General features: G+C 60.0%; 16 protein-coding genes. 14 read left to right on the forward strand and 2 right to left on the reverse strand.

All coding sequences use genetic code 11. From position 1 onward, the window contains the following. The first annotated feature begins 12 nt into the window (after positions 1-12). From PI739_RS03285 to murB, 3 genes are read left to right on the forward strand one after another with little or no spacing between them, the layout of a single operon-like run. Positions 13-198: a Trm112 family protein gene (locus PI739_RS03285; protein WP_002552679.1), complete on the forward strand. Its 186-nt coding sequence runs from the start codon at positions 13-15 to the stop codon at positions 196-198. Then, entirely contained in the window at positions 195-959 is a 765-nt protein-coding gene (gene kdsB, locus PI739_RS03290) for a 3-deoxy-manno-octulosonate cytidylyltransferase (RefSeq protein ID WP_003317470.1), read from the forward strand. Before PI739_RS03285 ends, kdsB begins: the two co-directional genes overlap by 4 nt. Before the next feature lie 34 nt (positions 960-993). Next, the gene (murB, locus tag PI739_RS03295; RefSeq protein WP_003430975.1) at positions 994-2,013 is read left to right on the forward strand and encodes a UDP-N-acetylmuramate dehydrogenase; all 1,020 of its coding nucleotides are present in this window, start codon (positions 994-996) and stop codon (positions 2,011-2,013) included. Between the two features lie 154 nt (positions 2,014-2,167). Here the strand turns inward: murB and rne are convergent, their stop codons facing one another. Then, on the reverse strand, positions 2,168-5,500 hold the full coding sequence (gene rne / locus PI739_RS03300; protein ID WP_271351475.1) for a ribonuclease E: 3,333 nt from the start codon (positions 5,498-5,500) through the stop codon (positions 2,168-2,170). 726 nt (positions 5,501-6,226) lie between these two features. On the opposite strand from rne, the gene rluC reads away from it, so the two are divergent. Genes rluC through sppA form a run of 3 tightly spaced genes read left to right on the forward strand, consistent with a single transcriptional unit; the run spans position 6,227 to position 8,858 of the window. Beyond that, positions 6,227-7,183, forward strand: a complete 957-nt coding sequence (gene rluC / locus PI739_RS03305) for a 23S rRNA pseudouridine(955/2504/2580) synthase RluC (protein WP_003317474.1) — start codon at positions 6,227-6,229, stop codon at positions 7,181-7,183. Then, positions 7,173-7,835, forward strand: a complete 663-nt coding sequence (locus PI739_RS03310) for an HAD-IA family hydrolase (protein WP_003430979.1) — start codon at positions 7,173-7,175, stop codon at positions 7,833-7,835. The genes rluC and PI739_RS03310 overlap by 11 nt, the downstream gene beginning before the upstream one ends. A gap of 24 nt (positions 7,836-7,859) precedes the next feature. Then, positions 7,860-8,858, forward strand: coding sequence for a signal peptide peptidase SppA (gene sppA / locus PI739_RS03315; protein ID WP_003368394.1), 999 nt, complete (start codon positions 7,860-7,862; stop codon positions 8,856-8,858). A gap of 55 nt (positions 8,859-8,913) precedes the next feature. On the opposite strand, the gene PI739_RS03320 is transcribed toward sppA, so the two are convergent. Continuing rightward, a complete protein-coding gene (locus tag PI739_RS03320) occupies positions 8,914-9,492 on the reverse strand; it encodes a Maf family protein (protein ID WP_054080805.1) in 579 nt (192 codons plus the stop codon). A 106-nt stretch (positions 9,493-9,598) separates the two neighbouring features. Between PI739_RS03320 and PI739_RS03325 the strand changes: the two genes are divergently transcribed. The 8 genes from PI739_RS03325 (at position 9,599) to pabC (ending at position 15,766) form a co-directional block, all read left to right on the forward strand. Next, on the forward strand, positions 9,599-10,126 hold the full coding sequence (locus tag PI739_RS03325; RefSeq protein WP_002552687.1) for a YceD family protein: 528 nt from the start codon (positions 9,599-9,601) through the stop codon (positions 10,124-10,126). A 13-nt stretch (positions 10,127-10,139) separates the two neighbouring features. Then, positions 10,140-10,322, forward strand: coding sequence for a 50S ribosomal protein L32 (gene rpmF / locus PI739_RS03330; RefSeq protein ID WP_003179396.1), 183 nt, complete (start codon positions 10,140-10,142; stop codon positions 10,320-10,322). Positions 10,323-10,326: 4 nt separating this feature from the next. After that, positions 10,327-11,349, forward strand: coding sequence for a phosphate acyltransferase PlsX (gene plsX / locus PI739_RS03335; protein WP_054080806.1), 1,023 nt, complete (start codon positions 10,327-10,329; stop codon positions 11,347-11,349). Between the two features lie 117 nt (positions 11,350-11,466). Continuing rightward, positions 11,467-12,405 (forward strand): ACP S-malonyltransferase, encoded by a 939-nt coding sequence (gene fabD, locus PI739_RS03340; protein WP_025990978.1) that lies wholly within the window; start codon positions 11,467-11,469, stop codon positions 12,403-12,405. Positions 12,406-12,420: 15 nt separating this feature from the next. Then, on the forward strand, positions 12,421-13,164 hold the full coding sequence (gene fabG / locus PI739_RS03345; protein ID WP_003318510.1) for a 3-oxoacyl-ACP reductase FabG: 744 nt from the start codon (positions 12,421-12,423) through the stop codon (positions 13,162-13,164). 191 nt (positions 13,165-13,355) lie between these two features. Then, on the forward strand, positions 13,356-13,592 hold the full coding sequence (gene acpP, locus PI739_RS03350; RefSeq protein ID WP_003368401.1) for an acyl carrier protein: 237 nt from the start codon (positions 13,356-13,358) through the stop codon (positions 13,590-13,592). A 114-nt stretch (positions 13,593-13,706) separates the two neighbouring features. After that, positions 13,707-14,951 (forward strand): beta-ketoacyl-ACP synthase II, encoded by a 1,245-nt coding sequence (gene fabF, locus PI739_RS03355; RefSeq protein ID WP_004408311.1) that lies wholly within the window; start codon positions 13,707-13,709, stop codon positions 14,949-14,951. Next, complete coding sequence (gene pabC / locus PI739_RS03360; RefSeq protein WP_054080807.1) at positions 14,951-15,766, forward strand: aminodeoxychorismate lyase; 816 nt, start codon at positions 14,951-14,953, stop codon at positions 15,764-15,766. The genes fabF and pabC overlap by 1 nt, the downstream gene beginning before the upstream one ends. Positions 15,767-15,768: the final 2 nt, after the last annotated feature.

The following is a 15,768-nucleotide window of genomic DNA, read 5'->3' on the forward strand; positions in this document are numbered from 1 at the left end:
TCAGGATCTCCTATGGACACCAAACTACTCGATATCCTCGCTTGCCCTGTCTGCAAGGGACCATTGAAGCTCAGCGCCGACAAGACCGAGCTGATCAGCAAGGGCGCAGGTCTTGCCTATCCGGTGCGCGACGGCATCCCGGTGATGCTCGAAAGCGAAGCTCGTACCCTGAGCACCGACGAGCGGCTGGAAAAATGACCGCAGCGTTTACCGTTGTCATTCCGGCGCGCTACGGCTCCAGTCGCTTTCCGGGCAAGCCGCTGAAAACCATTGCCGGCAAACCCATGGTTCAGCTGGTCTGGGAGCAGGCGTGCAAGAGCAGCGCCGAACGTGTGGTGATTGCCACCGACGATGCGCGCATTGTCGAAGCCTGTCAGGCTTTTGGTGCCGAAGTGCTGCTGACGCGCGACGATCACAACTCCGGCACCGATCGTCTGGCTGAGGTGGCCGCGCAATTGGGCCTGGCGGCTGACGCGATTGTCGTCAATGTGCAGGGCGACGAGCCGATGATCCCGCCTGCGGTGATCGATCAGGTGGCGTCCAATCTGGCCGCCCATCCCGAAGCTGGCATGTCTACGCTGGCCGAACCTATCGACGACGTAGCGGCGTTGTTCAACCCCAACATCGTCAAGGTTGCTACGGACATCAACGGCCTGGCGCTGACGTTCAGCCGGGCTCCCTTGCCATGGGCGCGCGATGCGCTCGCAGCAAATCGTGACCAATTGCCTGCCGGTGTGCCTTATCGTCGGCATATCGGTATCTATGCCTACCGTGCGGGCTTCCTGCATGACTTCGTCAGTTGGGGGCCGTGCTGGCTGGAAAACACTGAAAGCCTGGAACAATTGCGTGCGCTGTGGAATGGCGTGCGGATTCACGTTGCCGACGCGCTTGAAGCGCCACCCGGTGGCGTTGATACGCCTGAAGACCTGGAGCGCGTAAGGCGCTTGCTGGAGGGTTGATGCGCTGCGTCCATTGGTTCGGGAAGGCGAGGGTATGACCTTGCAGGTGCAATCCGCGATTTCCCTCAAACCGTTCAATACGTTCGGTGTGGATGTTCAAGCCCGGCTATTTGCCGAAGCGCACAGCGATGACGATGTTCGCCAGGCGCTGGCCTATTCGGCCGAGCACGATGTGCCACTGCTGGTGATTGGCGGTGGCAGCAACCTGCTGCTCAGCGCTGACGTGCAGTCACTGGTCGTACGCATGGTCAGCCGCGGCATTCGCATCGTGCATGAGGACTGTCTCGAGTCGATTGTCGAGGCAGAGGCTGGCGAGCCTTGGCATCCGTTCGTGCAGTCCTGTCTTGAGCTGGGGCTGGCGGGGCTGGAAAACCTCAGTCTGATTCCAGGCACCGTTGGTGCGGCACCCATGCAGAACATCGGTGCCTATGGCGTCGAGATCAAGGATGTCTTCCATAGCCTGACTGCGCTGGATCGTGAAACGGGCGAATTGCGCGAGTTTTCTCTGCAGGACTGTGCGTTCGGCTACCGCGACAGCGTGTTCAAGCATCAGGTCGCGCGCTGGTTGATCCTGCGTGTGCGTTTCAAGCTCAGCCGCGTAGCTCGCCTGCACCTCGAATATGGCCCGGTTCGTCAGCGTCTCGACGAGCTGGGTATTGATCGGCCGACGCCGTTCGATGTCAGCCGTGCGATCTGCGCCATTCGCAGTGAAAAGCTGCCTGACCCCGCGGTGCTGGGCAATGCCGGCAGTTTCTTCAAAAACCCGATTATCCCTGCCGAACTGTACGCAACGATCAAACAGCAGCACCCAGGTGTCGTCGGCTACCCGCTGGACGATGGCCGCGTGAAACTGGCGGCTGGATGGCTGATCGAGCAGGCGGGCTGGAAGGGTTATCGCGATGGTGATGCTGGCGTGCACAAGCTTCAGTCGCTGGTGCTGGTCAACTATGGGCAGGCCAGTGGCTTGCAGCTGCTGAGTCTGGCGCGCCGTATCCAGACCGACATCGCCGAACGTTTCGGTGTCGAGCTGGAGATGGAGCCGAACCTCTACTGATAGCCTGAAGATGGTCTCTTGTGGGAGCGAGCCTGCTCGCGAAGGGATCAGCTCAAGCGCTGTGTATTGAAGATGAACGCAGTGCAGCCCTCAATCAACGGGCATGAAAAAGCCCCGCCTGTTTGCACAGGCGGGGCTTTTTCATGGGCCGGGATTAGGCGAGGGGTTTAGGCTCGTTTTCTTTCTCGGCTTCATGTTGCGGTTTGACTGCTGGTTGCTCAGTGGCCGCTTCTTCGGTCTTTTCCCCGGCTGCCGGTGAAGGCTGGGCCGATTCTGCTTCAGCGGCAGCAGGCGCTGCCTCGACGACTGGAGCGCTGGCAGCAGCGGCTTCCTGTTGACGACGTGCTTCTTCTTCACGCTTGCGGCGACGAACTTCACGAGGATCGTTCGGTGCGCGGCCCGTGCTGCTGACCACTGGTGCAGGCGCTGCTTCTTCAGCCGCAGGTGCCTGCTCTAGTGGGGCAGGTGCCTGTTCTTCAACGACCGGCTGAGGCGCGACGTAAGGAGCAGGCTCTTCTTTCACGGCTACCGGCTCGACGGCAGCAGGTGCAGGCGTTGGCAGTTCGGATGATTCGGTGGCTGGCACTTCCTCATGAGCCGCCGCTTCGACCGGCGCCTGTGGTGCTGGCTCTGGCGTCGGCTTGAACGGCACTACGCGTTCTGCGTGAGGTGCTTCGAACAGTTCGGACTGCGCAGCAATGGCCGGGGCTTCGACCGCTGCCGGCTGAACTTCAACCTCTGGAGCAGGCTGTGCTACAGGAGCATCGTCCGCTACAGGGGCTTCAACGGCAGGTGCCTCGACAGTCGGTTCGGCAACGGTCGGTGCTTTTTCGGCAGCCGGTGCTTCGGTGGCTGGCGTTTCAGCTACTGGCGTTTCAGTCACAGGCGCTTCGGTCGCAGATGCTTTGGCAGCAGCTGCCTGATGCGCTGGCTCGGCGTCTGCAGCGGCGGCGTTGCTGTTGGCACGTTCGGCCTGCTGATGCGCGTCGGCTTCGGCAGGCGCGCTGATCACGCTGCTGGCAGCGGAAGCTGCGGCGGTGAAGCCCAGACCCGCCGACAGGTCGGTGGCGCTGCCTTCTTCTTCGTTGCCGTTCTCTTCGGAGCCTTCGATCACGTTGCCATTGGCATCGCGCTGACGCTCACGACGATTGCTGCGACGACGCTGGCCACGCGAGCGGCGGCGAGGGCGGTCGCCTTCGCTACCGTCGTTGCCTTCCTGGTTCTCGTCATTGATCTGCTCTTCGTTGAGCAGCACTTCCTCTTCGCTAACGGCAGCCGCGGCCTGTTCGGCGCGTGGTTGACGTTCTTCACGAGGTGCGCGCGGCTGGCGCTCTTCGCGTGGTGCGCGTTCAGGACGCTCCTCGCGAGCGAGGTTCACCGCAGGGGCTGCATCCAGAGGCTCGCGCAGTTCGCGAACCGGGCGATCTTCGCGCGCTTCACGCGGCTTGCGCTCGCGGGTGGTACGGGCTGGACGCTCTTCGCGCGGTGCCGACTCCTCGCGGGCTTCACGCGGTTCGCGAACGGTGCGCTCTTCACGAGGTGCACGTTCTTCACGCGGAGCACGCTCTTCACGAGGAGCACGCTCTTCACGAGGTGCGCGCTCTGCACGCTCTTCGCGGGGGGCGCGTTCTTCACGAGGCTTGCGCTCTTCGTCGCGGCGATTGTTGCGGCCACGGCTCTGCTGGCGGCCGTTGCGGCGTTCCTCGTTGCGGGCTGGACGCTGTTCTGCAACAGGCTTCTCAACCACAACCGGAGCGACAGGCTCTTCCTTGGTCGCGAACAGGCTGACCAGGGATTTCACCAGACCCTTGAACAGGCTTGGCTCGTGAGCGGCAGGTGCCGGTGCAGGCGTTGCCGCAGGGGCAGCGGCTTCTACCGGGACCGGCGCATTGGCGCGAGCCGGAGCAGTCTTGACGGCCGCTTCCTGACGAACCAGGGTGCGGGTTGCGGCGGCCAGTGGTGCAATTTCTTCCACTTCGGCAGCGGCAGCAGCGATTTCATAGCTGGTCTGGCTGCTGTGCGCTTCAGGGCTGTCATCACGCAGACGCTGAACTTCGAAGTGCGGCGTTTCCAGCTGATCGTTCGGCAGAATGATGATGCGCGCACGGGTGCGCAGTTCGATCTTGGTGATCGAGTTGCGTTTTTCGTTGAGCAGGAAAGCCGCGACCGGAATCGGCACCTGGGCGCGCACTTCGGCAGTGCGGTCTTTCAGGGCTTCTTCTTCGATCAGGCGCAGGATGGCCAGCGACAGCGATTCAACATCACGGATGATGCCGGTGCCGTTGCAGCGAGGGCAGACGATGCCGCTGCTTTCGCCCAGCGATGGACGCAGGCGCTGACGGGACATTTCCAGCAGACCGAAGCGCGAAATGCGACCGATCTGCACGCGGGCACGGTCGGCTTCCAGGCTTTCGCGGACTTTCTCTTCCACGGCGCGCTGGTTCTTGGCCGGCGTCATGTCGATGAAGTCGATGACGATCAGGCCGCCGATGTCACGCAGACGCAGTTGACGGGCGATTTCCTCAGCCGCTTCAAGGTTGGTCTGCAGGGCGGTTTCTTCGATGTCGCTGCCTTTGGTGGCGCGCGCCGAGTTGATGTCGATAGACACCAGGGCTTCGGTCGGATCGATGACGATGGAGCCACCGGAAGGCAGTTCGACTACGCGCTGGAAGGCGGTTTCGATCTGGCTTTCGATCTGGAAGCGGTTGAACAGCGGAACGCTGTCTTCATACAGCTTGATCTTGCTGGCGTACTGCGGCATCACCTGACGGATGAACGTCAGCGCTTCTTCCTGGGCTTCGATGCTGTCGATCAGGACTTCACCGATATCCTGACGCAGGTAGTCACGGATGGCGCGGATGATGACGTTGCTTTCCTGATAGATCAGGAAAGGGGCGGAGCGATCGAGGGACGCTTCCTTGATGGCGGTCCACAGTTGCAGCAGGTAATCGAGGTCCCACTGCATTTCTTCGCTGCTGCGGCCCAGGCCGGCAGTACGAACGATCAGGCCCATGTCGGCTGGCGCGATCAGGCCGTTGAGGGCTTCACGCAGTTCGTTGCGCTCTTCGCCTTCGATACGGCGCGAGATACCGCCGGCACGAGGGTTGTTCGGCATCAGAACCAGATAGCGGCCTGCGAGGCTGATGAAGGTGGTCAGGGCTGCGCCCTTGTTGCCACGCTCTTCTTTCTCGACCTGAACGATGACTTCCTGGCCTTCGCTCAGGACGTCCTTGATGTTGACGCGGCCTTCAGGGGCTTTCTTGAAGTACTCGCGGGAGATTTCCTTGAGGGGCAGGAAGCCGTGGCGCTCAGAGCCGAAATCGACAAAGGCAGCCTCGAGGCTGGGTTCGATGCGAGTGATTCGGCCTTTATAGATGTTGGCCTTCTTCTGCTCGCGTGCACCTGACTCGATGTCCAGGTCGTAGAGGCGCTGGCCGTCTACCAGTGCAACACGCAACTCTTCGGGTTGAGTTGCGTTAATCAGCATTCTTTTCATGTAGTACCGTCGGTTTCCGGGCTGCCGGAAACGGCGTTCGGCACACACGACTTCTCACGGTCGGTGTCAGGGCACGTCAGGAGTGGTTGGACACTCCAGTGTCTAGCGAGGTCCTCGCCCAGAGGGGGCGGAGGGTCGCGACGACGTTTCCTGCTTGCTGTGGTGGCATAAGACACCCCTTTCAGCAAAAGCTTTGTCAGGAGGAGGAATCGACCATCGGTAGCGGACGAGATGAAGCGTCTAGAACAAGCCTTGTGCTACACAGTCCGATGGTTGTGCGTCTCCACCCTACACGTATCCCTGATAATTCGGGTGCTGCCGCGCGCAGAATCCGCAGCGGGTTGGCATTTACCGCGACCTTCGATAGGGAAGGTCGCGCATCATGGCTTGAGGCGTTGTTCCCGAAGCATTCGCTCGTAGCGTCTGAAAGCGACTGCACTTTGTGAACTGGCCATGAACTGTCCGCACTGGCCGCGAGCTGTCTGCTCTGCGGTCAGGCGTGTTTCCGGCCTCATGTCACCTGCGCTCGTTACGTTTTCAGCGTGCTCCGTTGTCACCGAACACTGCGTAGGACGGCCTCCCGTCCTTGTGAATTGCGTTGGTCAGGGCCGGTTGTCAACCGTTGGTCCGCTGTCCGGCCGCTTTTGGCGGCGTTCGCGACTATAGCAGCAATCATTAAGTGCTTCAAATCCATAAAAAATTGTTATCATTTGCGGCATGACGAATATTGCCCCCCCAACCCCCGGCGTCCAGCTGGTTGAGGTTGCCCCGGAACTTGCCGGTCAACGCATCGATAATTTTCTGATCACTTATCTCAAGGGTGTACCCAAAACCTTGATTTACCGCATTTTGCGCAAAGGCGAAGTGCGTGTGAACAAGGGGCGGATCAAGCCGGAGTACAAGTTGCAGGCAGGCGATATCGTGCGCATTCCTCCTGTGCGCGTGCCTGAGCGCGACGAGCCTGTGCCGGTCGCGCAGGCACTGTTGCAGCGTCTCGAAGCTGCGATCGTTTACGAAGACAAGGCGCTTATCGTGCTCAACAAGCCCGCAGGTATCGCCGTGCATGGCGGCAGCGGCCTGAGTTTTGGTGTGATCGAAGCGTTTCGCCAGTTGCGCCCGGATGCCAAGGAGCTCGAACTGGTGCACCGTCTCGATCGCGACACGTCCGGTCTGCTGATGATTGCCAAGAAACGCAGCATGCTGCGTCATCTGCACGAAGCCCTGCGCGGCGACGGCGTCGACAAGCGCTACATGGCGTTGGTCCGCGGTAACTGGGCAACGGCCCTGAAGCAGGTGCGTGCGCCGCTGATGAAAAGCAACCTGCGCTCCGGCGAGCGCATGGTCGAAGTGAATGAAGAGGGCAAGGAGGCTCTGACGATTTTCAAGGTGCTGCGTCGTTTTGGCGACTTTGCCACCATGGTCGAAGCCAAGCCGGTCACCGGACGTACCCACCAGATCCGCGTGCACACCTTGCACGCGGGTCATGCGATTGCAGGTGACACCAAGTATGGTGACGAGAATTTCAGTCGCGAAATTCGCGATCTGGGCGGCAAGCGTCTGTTTCTGCACGCCTACATGCTGACGGTGCCGATGCCCGATGGCAGCAAGCTTAATGTGCAGGCGCCTGTCGATGACATGTGGGCCAAAACAGTGGAGCGTTTGAGTGCGCCGTGATTACGATCTGTTGATTTTCGACTGGGACGGCACACTGGCCGACTCGGTCGGGCGCATCGTCCTGTCCATGCGCACGGCGGCCATCGAGACCGACCTTGAAGTTCGTGACGATACGGCGATCAAGGGGATTATTGGCCTGGGGCTGCCCGAGGCGATTCGAACCCTGTATCCGCAGATCAGCGGTAATCAGCTGATCGATTTTCGGCAGCACTACGCGGACAGTTACATGGCGATGGATAACGTGCCGTCGCCGCTGTTCGACGGTGTGGTGGAGTCGATGCAGGCGTTTCGCGAGGACGGCTATCGTCTGGCGGTCGCTACCGGCAAGGCGCGTCGTGGGCTTGATCGTGTGCTGAAGGCCAATGGCTGGCAGGATTACTTCGATGTCACCCGGGCAGCCGACGAGACCGCCAGCAAGCCTGATCCGCTGATGTTGAACGAGATCATGGCGCACTGTGAGGTTACGCCGCAGCGTTCGCTGATGATCGGCGATGCTTCGTTCGATCTGTTGATGGCTCGCAACGCCGGTATGGATTCGGTTGCGGTGGGCTATGGCGCTCAGCCGCTGGAGTCGCTGCGTCAGTTCGAGCCGCGGCTGGCTATCGAGCATTTTTCCGAGCTGCGCACCTGGTTGAACGGGCGCAGCGTCTAGTTTTCGGGTTGGAGTGATTGGAACATGTCTGACGAATGGAAGGCACCCGTTTCGCAAGGCGCGGACGAGGGCATCAATGGCAGGGAAGAGGCGAAGAGCTGGAAGCTTCTTGAAAAGACGCTGCTGGCCAGTGTTCAGGAGCAGCGCCGCGCGCGTCGCTGGGGGATCTTTTTCAAGCTGCTGACGTTCGCGTTCCTGTTTGTTGCAGTGATCGTCCCGATGCTGGATTTCGAGGGCGGCACTTCTCGTCGTTCCAGCCACACTGCGCTGATCGATGTGCAGGGCGTGATTGCCGACAAGGAGGCGGCCAGTGCCGAGAACATTGTCACTGCGCTGCAGAAGGCCTTCGAGGATGAAAAGACCAAGGGTGTGATTCTGCGAATCAACAGCCCGGGTGGCAGTCCTGTGCAGTCGGGCTATGTCTACGACGAAATCCGTCGTCTGCGCGCGGCGAAGCCGGACATCAAGGTGTATGCGGTCATTACCGATCTCGGTGCTTCGGGGGCTTATTACATCGCCAGTGCCGCTGACCAGATTTACGCCGACAAGGCCAGTCTGGTGGGGTCGATCGGTGTGACGGCAGCAGGTTTCGGCTTTGTCGGTGCCATGGATAAGCTCGGCGTTGACCGCCGTACCTATACTTCCGGCGAGCACAAGGCATTCCTTGATCCGTTCCAGCCGCAGAAGGCTGATGAAACGCAGTTCTGGCAGGGTGTGCTGGACACGACTCATCGCCAGTTCATCGCCAGTGTCAAACAGGGTCGTGGCGACCGGCTGAAGGACAAGGATCACCCGGAGCTGTTCTCCGGGCTGATCTGGACCGGCGAGCAGGCTGTTGCGCTGGGTCTGGTGGATGGGCTGGGCAGTGCAAGTTATGTTGCGCGTGACGTAATCAAGGAAAAGGACATCGTCGAGTACACCGTCGAAGAGTCGCCTTTTGATCGCTTTTCGAAAAAACTCGGCACCAGTATCGCTGAGCGAATTGCCATGCTGGTCGGTTTCAACGGCCCAAGCCTGCGTTGATGGTTTGATGCAGAAATAAAGAACCCGGCCAATGGCCGGGTTCTTTGTCTGAGTCTCAGGGTACGCTGAGGCCTTCCTTTATTAGCATGTCCACCAGGCGTATCAGCGGCAGGCCGATCAGGCTGGTCGCATCGCTGCCTTCGGTGCTGCGAAACAGGCTGACGCCAAGGCCTTCTGCCTTGAAGCTGCCTGCGCAGTCATAGGGCTGTTCAGCATGCAGGTAGCGTTCGATGCTGGCCCGGTCGAGTTCGCGCATGTGTACTGTAAAAGGCACGCAGTCGACCTGGCACTCGCCGGTCGAGCTGTTGAGCAGGGCCAGACCGGTCAGGAAGGTCACGCTTTTGCCGCTCGCTGCCGTCAGCTGTTCCAGTGCGCGTTCGAAGCTGTGCGGTTTGCCCAGGACCTGTTCGTCAAGAACGGCGACCTGGTCGGAGCCGATGATCAGGTAGTGTGGATGTTCCGCGGCCAGCGCCTGGGCCTTCTCCCCGGCAAGGCGTTGTACGAGGTCGAATGCGGCCTCGTTCGGTCGCCGGCTTTCATCGATATCCGGAGACCTGCAGGTGAATGGCAGGCGCAGGCGGGCGAGCAGTTCGCGGCGGTATGAGGAGCTGGAAGCGAGGAGCAGGGATGGCATGCGGTTCTCCGTAGGCTGAGCGTTGATTCTAAAGAGTGGCCGGAGTGACGAACAGGCCTGAATTTCCTTTGACATGCCCGGGGGGCATCCCTAGAATGCTGCGCCTATGTTGAATGACCCGATTCCATCTCACGTTGACCCGCGCAAATTGTCCGATCGCGGCACTACCCTTCAGGGTGAAGTGCTGCTGGGCGATCTGAAGAGACTCTGCGACCCGCTGGCCGACACTGTCGGTACGGTGCAGGCGAAATTCGTTTTTGAGCGTGACGAACGCCGTTCTGTGGTTATCCACAGTTCGATAGACGTCCCGGTCAAGATGGTTTGCCAGCGTTGTCTTGAGCTGGTGACCCTGCCGATCCACAGCGAATGCAGTTACGCCGTGGTGAAGGAGGGTGCGAATACCCAGTCGTTACCGAAAGGTTATGACGTGCTGGAACTGGGCGAAGATCCTTTGGATCTGCTGGCATTGATCGAGGAGGAGCTATTGCTCGCCTTGCCCATTGTGCCTGCTCATCATCCTGAAGAATGCCAGCAACCGGCGGGTCTCGATGAGCCCGAACCGAGCGTGGACGAGGTAACGCGGTCCAACCCGTTCAGTGTATTGGCGCAGTTAAAGCGTGACCCAAACGTTTAGGAGTTAATCAATTATGGCTGTTCAGCAGAACAAAAAATCCCGCTCTGCCCGTGACATGCGTCGTTCGCACGACGCTCTTGAGGCAAGCACTCTGTCGGTAGAAAAGACCACTGGTGAAGTTCACCTGCGTCACCACGTATCGCCAGAAGGCGTATACCGTGGTCGTAAAGTGATCGACAAGGGCGCTGACGAGTAATTTCTTGTCCGCTCCGATCATCGCGATCGACGCAATGGGCGGGGACTTCGGTCCCCGCAACATTGTTCAGGCAAGCCTCGCGTGCCTGACAGCTACTCCCTCGCTTCACCTGGCCCTTGTCGGCCAAGCTCCCCTTATTGAAGAACTCGTCTCTGCTCATGAAGCCGTGGACCGTTCGCGCCTGCGTGTCATTCATGCCAGTGAAACGATTGCGATGGACGAGCGTCCGTCTCAGGCGTTGCGTGGCAAACCTGACTCCTCCATGCGCGTTGCTCTCGAGCTGGTGGCCAGCGGTCAGGCCCAGGCCTGTGTCAGTGCCGGCAATACCGGTGCGCTGATGGCGCTTTCCCGGTTCGTGCTCAAGACCTTGCCAGGGATCGACCGCCCGGCAATGATCGCAGCCATTCCCACTTGCTCGGGTCATTGCCAACTGCTGGACCTGGGGGCGAACGTCGATTGCAGTGCCGAGGCGCTCTATCAGTTTGCAGTGATGGGTTCGGTGCTTGCCGAGATCCTCGGTGTCGCAACGCCCAGAGTGGCCTTGCTCAACGTGGGCACGGAAGACATCAAGGGCAATCAGCAGGTCAAACGTGCTGCCGGTCTTTTGCAGTCTGCGTCGGGGCTTAACTACATTGGTTATGTAGAAGGCGACGGGTTGTACAGGGGAGAGGCTGACGTGGTGGTGTGTGATGGCTTCGTCGGCAACGTATTGCTCAAGTCGAGTGAGGGGCTGGCGACCATGATTGCAGCCAGAATCGAGGCGCTGTTCCAGCATAATCTGCTCAGCAGGGCGGTCGGCGCGCTGGCGTTGCCCTTGCTGAAGCGCTTGCAGACCGATCTGGCACCCGCCCGTCATAATGGTGCGAGCCTGCTCGGGTTGCAGGGGGTCGTGGTGAAAAGCCACGGTTCTGCCAGTGTTTCAGGTTTTCAGAGTGCGATTCAGCGAGCGGTCGTCGAGTCCCGTGAAAACCTGCCAGAGCGTTTGAAGGGGCGGCTTGAAGCGATGTTTCAGGACGGCCGAACCTGAAAATGTGACGCATCAGACTGGTCAGTCATCCAACCGATCAGTCATGTAAATTAGAATTCCCGCGTTCGGCCTGTCCGGACGCCCATTTTGGCGACAATAAATTCAGAGGCTTGTCAAATGTCTGCATCCCTCGCATTCGTCTTTCCGGGTCAAGGATCGCAATCGCTCGGTATGCTCGCCGAGCAAGGCGCGCAGCATCCGCTGATCCTCGACACTTTCGAGCAGGCTTCCGAAGCCCTTGGCTACGACCTGTGGGCATTGACTCAGAACGGTCCTGCCGAGCTGCTCAATCAGACCGACAAGACCCAGCCGGCCATTCTCACCGCTTCCGTTGCCTTGTGGCATGTGTGGCTGGCCGAGGGCGGTGCGGTTCCTGCGTTCGTCGCCGGTCACAGCCTGGGTGAATACAGCGCACTGGTGGCCGCGCAAAGCCTGAGCCTGGCCGACGCCGTGAAGCTTGTCGAGCGTCGCGGCCAGTTGATGCAGGAAGCGGTGCCAGCGGGTCAGGGCGGCATGGCCGCCATTCTGGGTCTGGATGATGCCGACGTTATCGCAGCCTGCGCCGAAGCGGCGCAGGGCGAAGTCGTCAGTGCCGTGAATTTCAACTCGCCGGGTCAGGTGGTGATTGCCGGTTCCGCCGAGGCCGTCAAGCGTGCCATGGAGTTGTGCAAGGCCCGTGGTGCCAAGCGCGCCTTGCCGTTGCCGGTCAGCGTGCCATCGCACTGCGAACTGATGCGCCCGGCTGCCGAACGTTTCGCCGAGGCTGTTGAGGCCATCGAATGGCAGGCGCCGGAAATCGCGCTGGTACAAAACGTCAGTGCCAGTGCTGTCAGTGATCTGGCGACGCTCAAGCGTGATTTGCTGGAGCAGTTGTACAAGCCGGTACGCTGGGTCGAATCCATTCAATGTCTGGCGAGTCGCGGTGCGACCCAGCTTGTGGAGTGCGGTCCGGGCAAAGTGCTGGCCGGTCTGAACAAGCGTTGCGCCGACGGCGTGATTACCTACAACCTTGATACCCCGGACGCCTTTGCCGCCGCGCGCGCGGCACTGGCCTGATTAGGAGAAGCCTGCATGAGCCTTCAAGGTAAAGTGGCACTGGTAACCGGTGCAAGTCGCGGCATTGGTCAAGCCATTGCTCTGGAATTGGGACGCAACGGTGCTGTTGTCGTGGGCACCGCGACGTCAGAGTCCGGCGCCGAGCGCATCAGTGCGACGTTCAAGGAAAACGGCATCGAAGGCTTTGGCCTGATGCTGGATGTCTGTGATGCCGAGTCTGTGAATTCGGTCCTGTCCACCATTCAGGAGCGCGTTGGCGCACCGTTGATTCTGGTCAATAATGCCGGTATCACCCGTGATAACCTGATGATGCGCATGAAAGATGACGAATGGTATGACGTCGTCAACACCAATCTGAACAGCCTTTTCCGTCTTTCCAAGGGCGTTTTGCGTGGCATGACCAAGGCGCGTTGGGGACGTATTATCAGCATTGGTTCGGTTGTGGGTGCCATGGGCAACGCCGGTCAAGTAAACTATGCTTCCGCGAAGGCCGGTCTGGAAGGCTTCAGCAGGGCTCTGGCCCGTGAAGTGGGCTCGCGGGCGGTCACCGTGAATTCGGTGGCACCGGGTTTCATCGACACCGACATGACGCGTGAGCTGCCTGAGGCTCAGCGTGAGTCACTGATTACCCAGATACCCCTGGGCCGTTTGGGGCAAGCCGAAGAGATTGCGCACGTAGTCGCTTTTCTTGCGTCCGAAGGCGCAGGCTACGTTACCGGGGCCACAATCCCTGTTAACGGCGGCATGTACATGAGCTAATGTGACGACCTGTTTCAAAAAAATGTCATACGAGCTGTCTAAAATCCGTTATAAAGCTGCAATCTATGAATGGGCGAAGGTACGGTTGGGCATAAGGGGAGAGCGTTAAGCTTGAAATTCGCAAAACCTCTTCTATACACTTACCCACTGGCCAGATGCCTGAACATTTCCACTAGGAGTTAAAACTAGGTATGAGCACCATCGAAGAGCGCGTCAAGAAAATCGTTGCAGAGCAACTTGGCGTCAAACCAGAAGAGGTTGTCAACACTGCTTCTTTCGTTGAGGACCTGGGCGCTGACTCCCTGGACACCGTCGAGCTGGTAATGGCTCTGGAAGAGGAATTCGAGACCGAAATCCCGGACGAAGAAGCGGAAAAGATCACTACCGTTCAAGCAGCAATCGACTACGTCACTAACCATCAGGCTTAAGATTTGTAGTCGCTGACTGCTGTCACGGGAAAACCGCACTGCTTTAATCGGCGTGCGGTTTTTTCTTTAAAAAACGCTGTGATTGTTCCGTAAACAAGAGAGAAGGAGAGTCCTGTGTCGCGTAGACGCGTCGTGGTCACCGGGATGGGCATGCTTTCGCCACTGGGCAATGACGTGCCCAGCAGTTGGCAAGGCATTCTGGCGGGCCGCAGTGGCATTGGCCTTATCGAGCACACGGACTTGTCAGCCTTCACCACCCGCTTCGGCGGCTCGGTCAAGGGTTTCAACGTCGAAGAATACCTCGCGCCCAAAGAAGCGCGCCGCCTCGATCTCTTTATTCAGTATGGCCTCGCGGCCAGCTTCCAGGCAGTGCGTAATGCCGGCCTTGAAGTCACTGATGCAAACCGTGAGCGCATCGGCGTTGCCATGGGTTCGGGCATCGGTGGTCTGACCAATATCGAAAACAGCAGTCGTCTGCTGCACGAGCAGGGTCCGGGACGGATTTCACCGTTCTTCGTTCCTGGCTCGATCATCAACATGATTTCCGGTTTCCTGTCGATCCATCTGGGCGCACAGGGACCCAATTACTCCATCGCGACGGCTTGCACCACTGCAACCCACTGCATCGGCATGGCCGCGCGCAACATCGCCTATGACGAAGCGGACGTGATGATCGCTGGCGGCGCCGAAATGGCCGCCTGCGGCCTCGGTCTGGGCGGCTTCGGTGCAGCGCGTGCGCTGTCGACCCGCAACGACGACCCCACCCGCGCCAGTCGTCCCTGGGACAAAGGCCGCGATGGCTTCGTCCTGTCAGATGGTGCCGGTGCCATGGTGCTCGAAGAGCTTGAGCACGCCAAGGCGCGTGGCGCGACCATCTATGCAGAGCTGGTCGGGTTCGGCATGAGCGGTGACGCCTATCACATGACCTCGCCACCTGATGACGGCGCCGGTGCCGCGCGCTGCATCGTCAATGCGTTGCGTGATGCCAGGGTCAATCCCGATCAGGTGCAGTACATCAACGCACACGGTACGTCGACGCCTGCAGGCGATCTGGCCGAAGCTTCTGCGATCAAATCGGTATTCGGTGATCACGCCTACAAGCTGGCAGTCAGTTCGACCAAGTCGATGACCGGCCACCTGCTGGGCGCCGCCGGTGCTGTCGAAGCGATCTTCAGTGTGCTGGCAATGGTTGATCAGGTGGCTCCGCCGACCATCAACCTGGATGAGCCAAGCGAAGGCTGCGATCTGGACTTCGTGCCCCACGAAGCGCGCCGCATGCCGATCGACGTCGTTCTGTCGAACTCCTTCGGCTTCGGTGGCACCAACGGCTCGCTGGTATTCCGTCGGTTCGCCGAGTAATGCCCGCCTGGGTCGATGGCTGCCCCGCAGACGCCTTGTCCCTCAAGGACCGGGGGCTGGCCTACGGCGATGGACTGTTTGAAACCATCGTCGTCAAGGCCGGGCAGCCATTGCTCCTGAAGCGCCATCTGCAGCGTCTCGAAAACGGATGCGCGCGCTTGTCGATCGCAACCGATCATGCGCTTATCCGTGCAGAAATGACCCGCTTCGCTGCAGAGCTTGGCGATGGGGTCATGAAGCTGATCCTTACCCGCGGCGACAGCCAGCGCGGTTACGCTCCAGCCCCTAATGCCCAATCGCGTCGAATCCTGCAGGGCGGCCCTGCGCCAGCCTATCCGGGTGTGCATGCCGAGCAGGGCGTGCGCCTGTTTGCCTGCCAGACGCGTCTGGCGGAACAGCCGCTTCTGGCTGGACTCAAGCACCTCAATCGTCTGGAGCAGGTACTGGCTCGCTCCGAGTGGAGTGACAGCCAGCACGCCGAGGGCTTGATGCGTGACACGTCCGGGCGACTGATAGAGGGTGTCTACAGCAACCTGTTTCTGGTCAGTCAGGGGCGTCTGCTGACTGCCGATCTCAGCCGCTGCGGGGTCGCCGGTGTGATGCGTGCCGAGTTGCTGGATCAGGCACCAAAGCTGGGGCTGGCTGTCGATATCCGTGACCTGCACATGTCTGACCTTGAATCGGCGGACGAAGTGTTTCTATGCAATAGCGTGTACGGCGTCTGGCCGGTTTGCAGCTTTGCAGCGTTGAACTGGCCGGTCGGGCCGCTCACCCGTAAACTGCAAGGTATTGCCCGCACCCTTCTGGATATCTGATT

Origin of the sequence: Pseudomonas cerasi, from assembly GCF_027983475.1 — a bacterium.
Classification (GTDB): domain Bacteria; phylum Pseudomonadota; class Gammaproteobacteria; order Pseudomonadales; family Pseudomonadaceae; genus Aquipseudomonas; species Aquipseudomonas cerasi.

Coding starts and splice junctions, on each gene's coding strand:
- PI739_RS03285 (WP_002552679.1), top strand. CDS start 13: ATGGACACCAAACTACTCGATATCCTCGCTTGCCCTGTCTGCAAGGGA.
- kdsB (WP_003317470.1), top strand. CDS start 195: ATGACCGCAGCGTTTACCGTTGTCATTCCGGCGCGCTACGGCTCCAGT.
- murB (WP_003430975.1), top strand. CDS start 994: ATGACCTTGCAGGTGCAATCCGCGATTTCCCTCAAACCGTTCAATACG.
- rne (WP_271351475.1), bottom strand. CDS start 5,500: ATGCTGATTAACGCAACTCAACCCGAAGAGTTGCGTGTTGCACTGGTA.
- rluC (WP_003317474.1), top strand. CDS start 6,227: ATGACGAATATTGCCCCCCCAACCCCCGGCGTCCAGCTGGTTGAGGTT.
- sppA (WP_003368394.1), top strand. CDS start 7,860: ATGTCTGACGAATGGAAGGCACCCGTTTCGCAAGGCGCGGACGAGGGC.
- PI739_RS03320 (WP_054080805.1), bottom strand. CDS start 9,492: ATGCCATCCCTGCTCCTCGCTTCCAGCTCCTCATACCGCCGCGAACTG.
- PI739_RS03325 (WP_002552687.1), top strand. CDS start 9,599: ATGTTGAATGACCCGATTCCATCTCACGTTGACCCGCGCAAATTGTCC.
- rpmF (WP_003179396.1), top strand. CDS start 10,140: ATGGCTGTTCAGCAGAACAAAAAATCCCGCTCTGCCCGTGACATGCGT.
- fabD (WP_025990978.1), top strand. CDS start 11,467: ATGTCTGCATCCCTCGCATTCGTCTTTCCGGGTCAAGGATCGCAATCG.
- fabG (WP_003318510.1), top strand. CDS start 12,421: ATGAGCCTTCAAGGTAAAGTGGCACTGGTAACCGGTGCAAGTCGCGGC.
- acpP (WP_003368401.1), top strand. CDS start 13,356: ATGAGCACCATCGAAGAGCGCGTCAAGAAAATCGTTGCAGAGCAACTT.
- pabC (WP_054080807.1), top strand. CDS start 14,951: ATGCCCGCCTGGGTCGATGGCTGCCCCGCAGACGCCTTGTCCCTCAAG.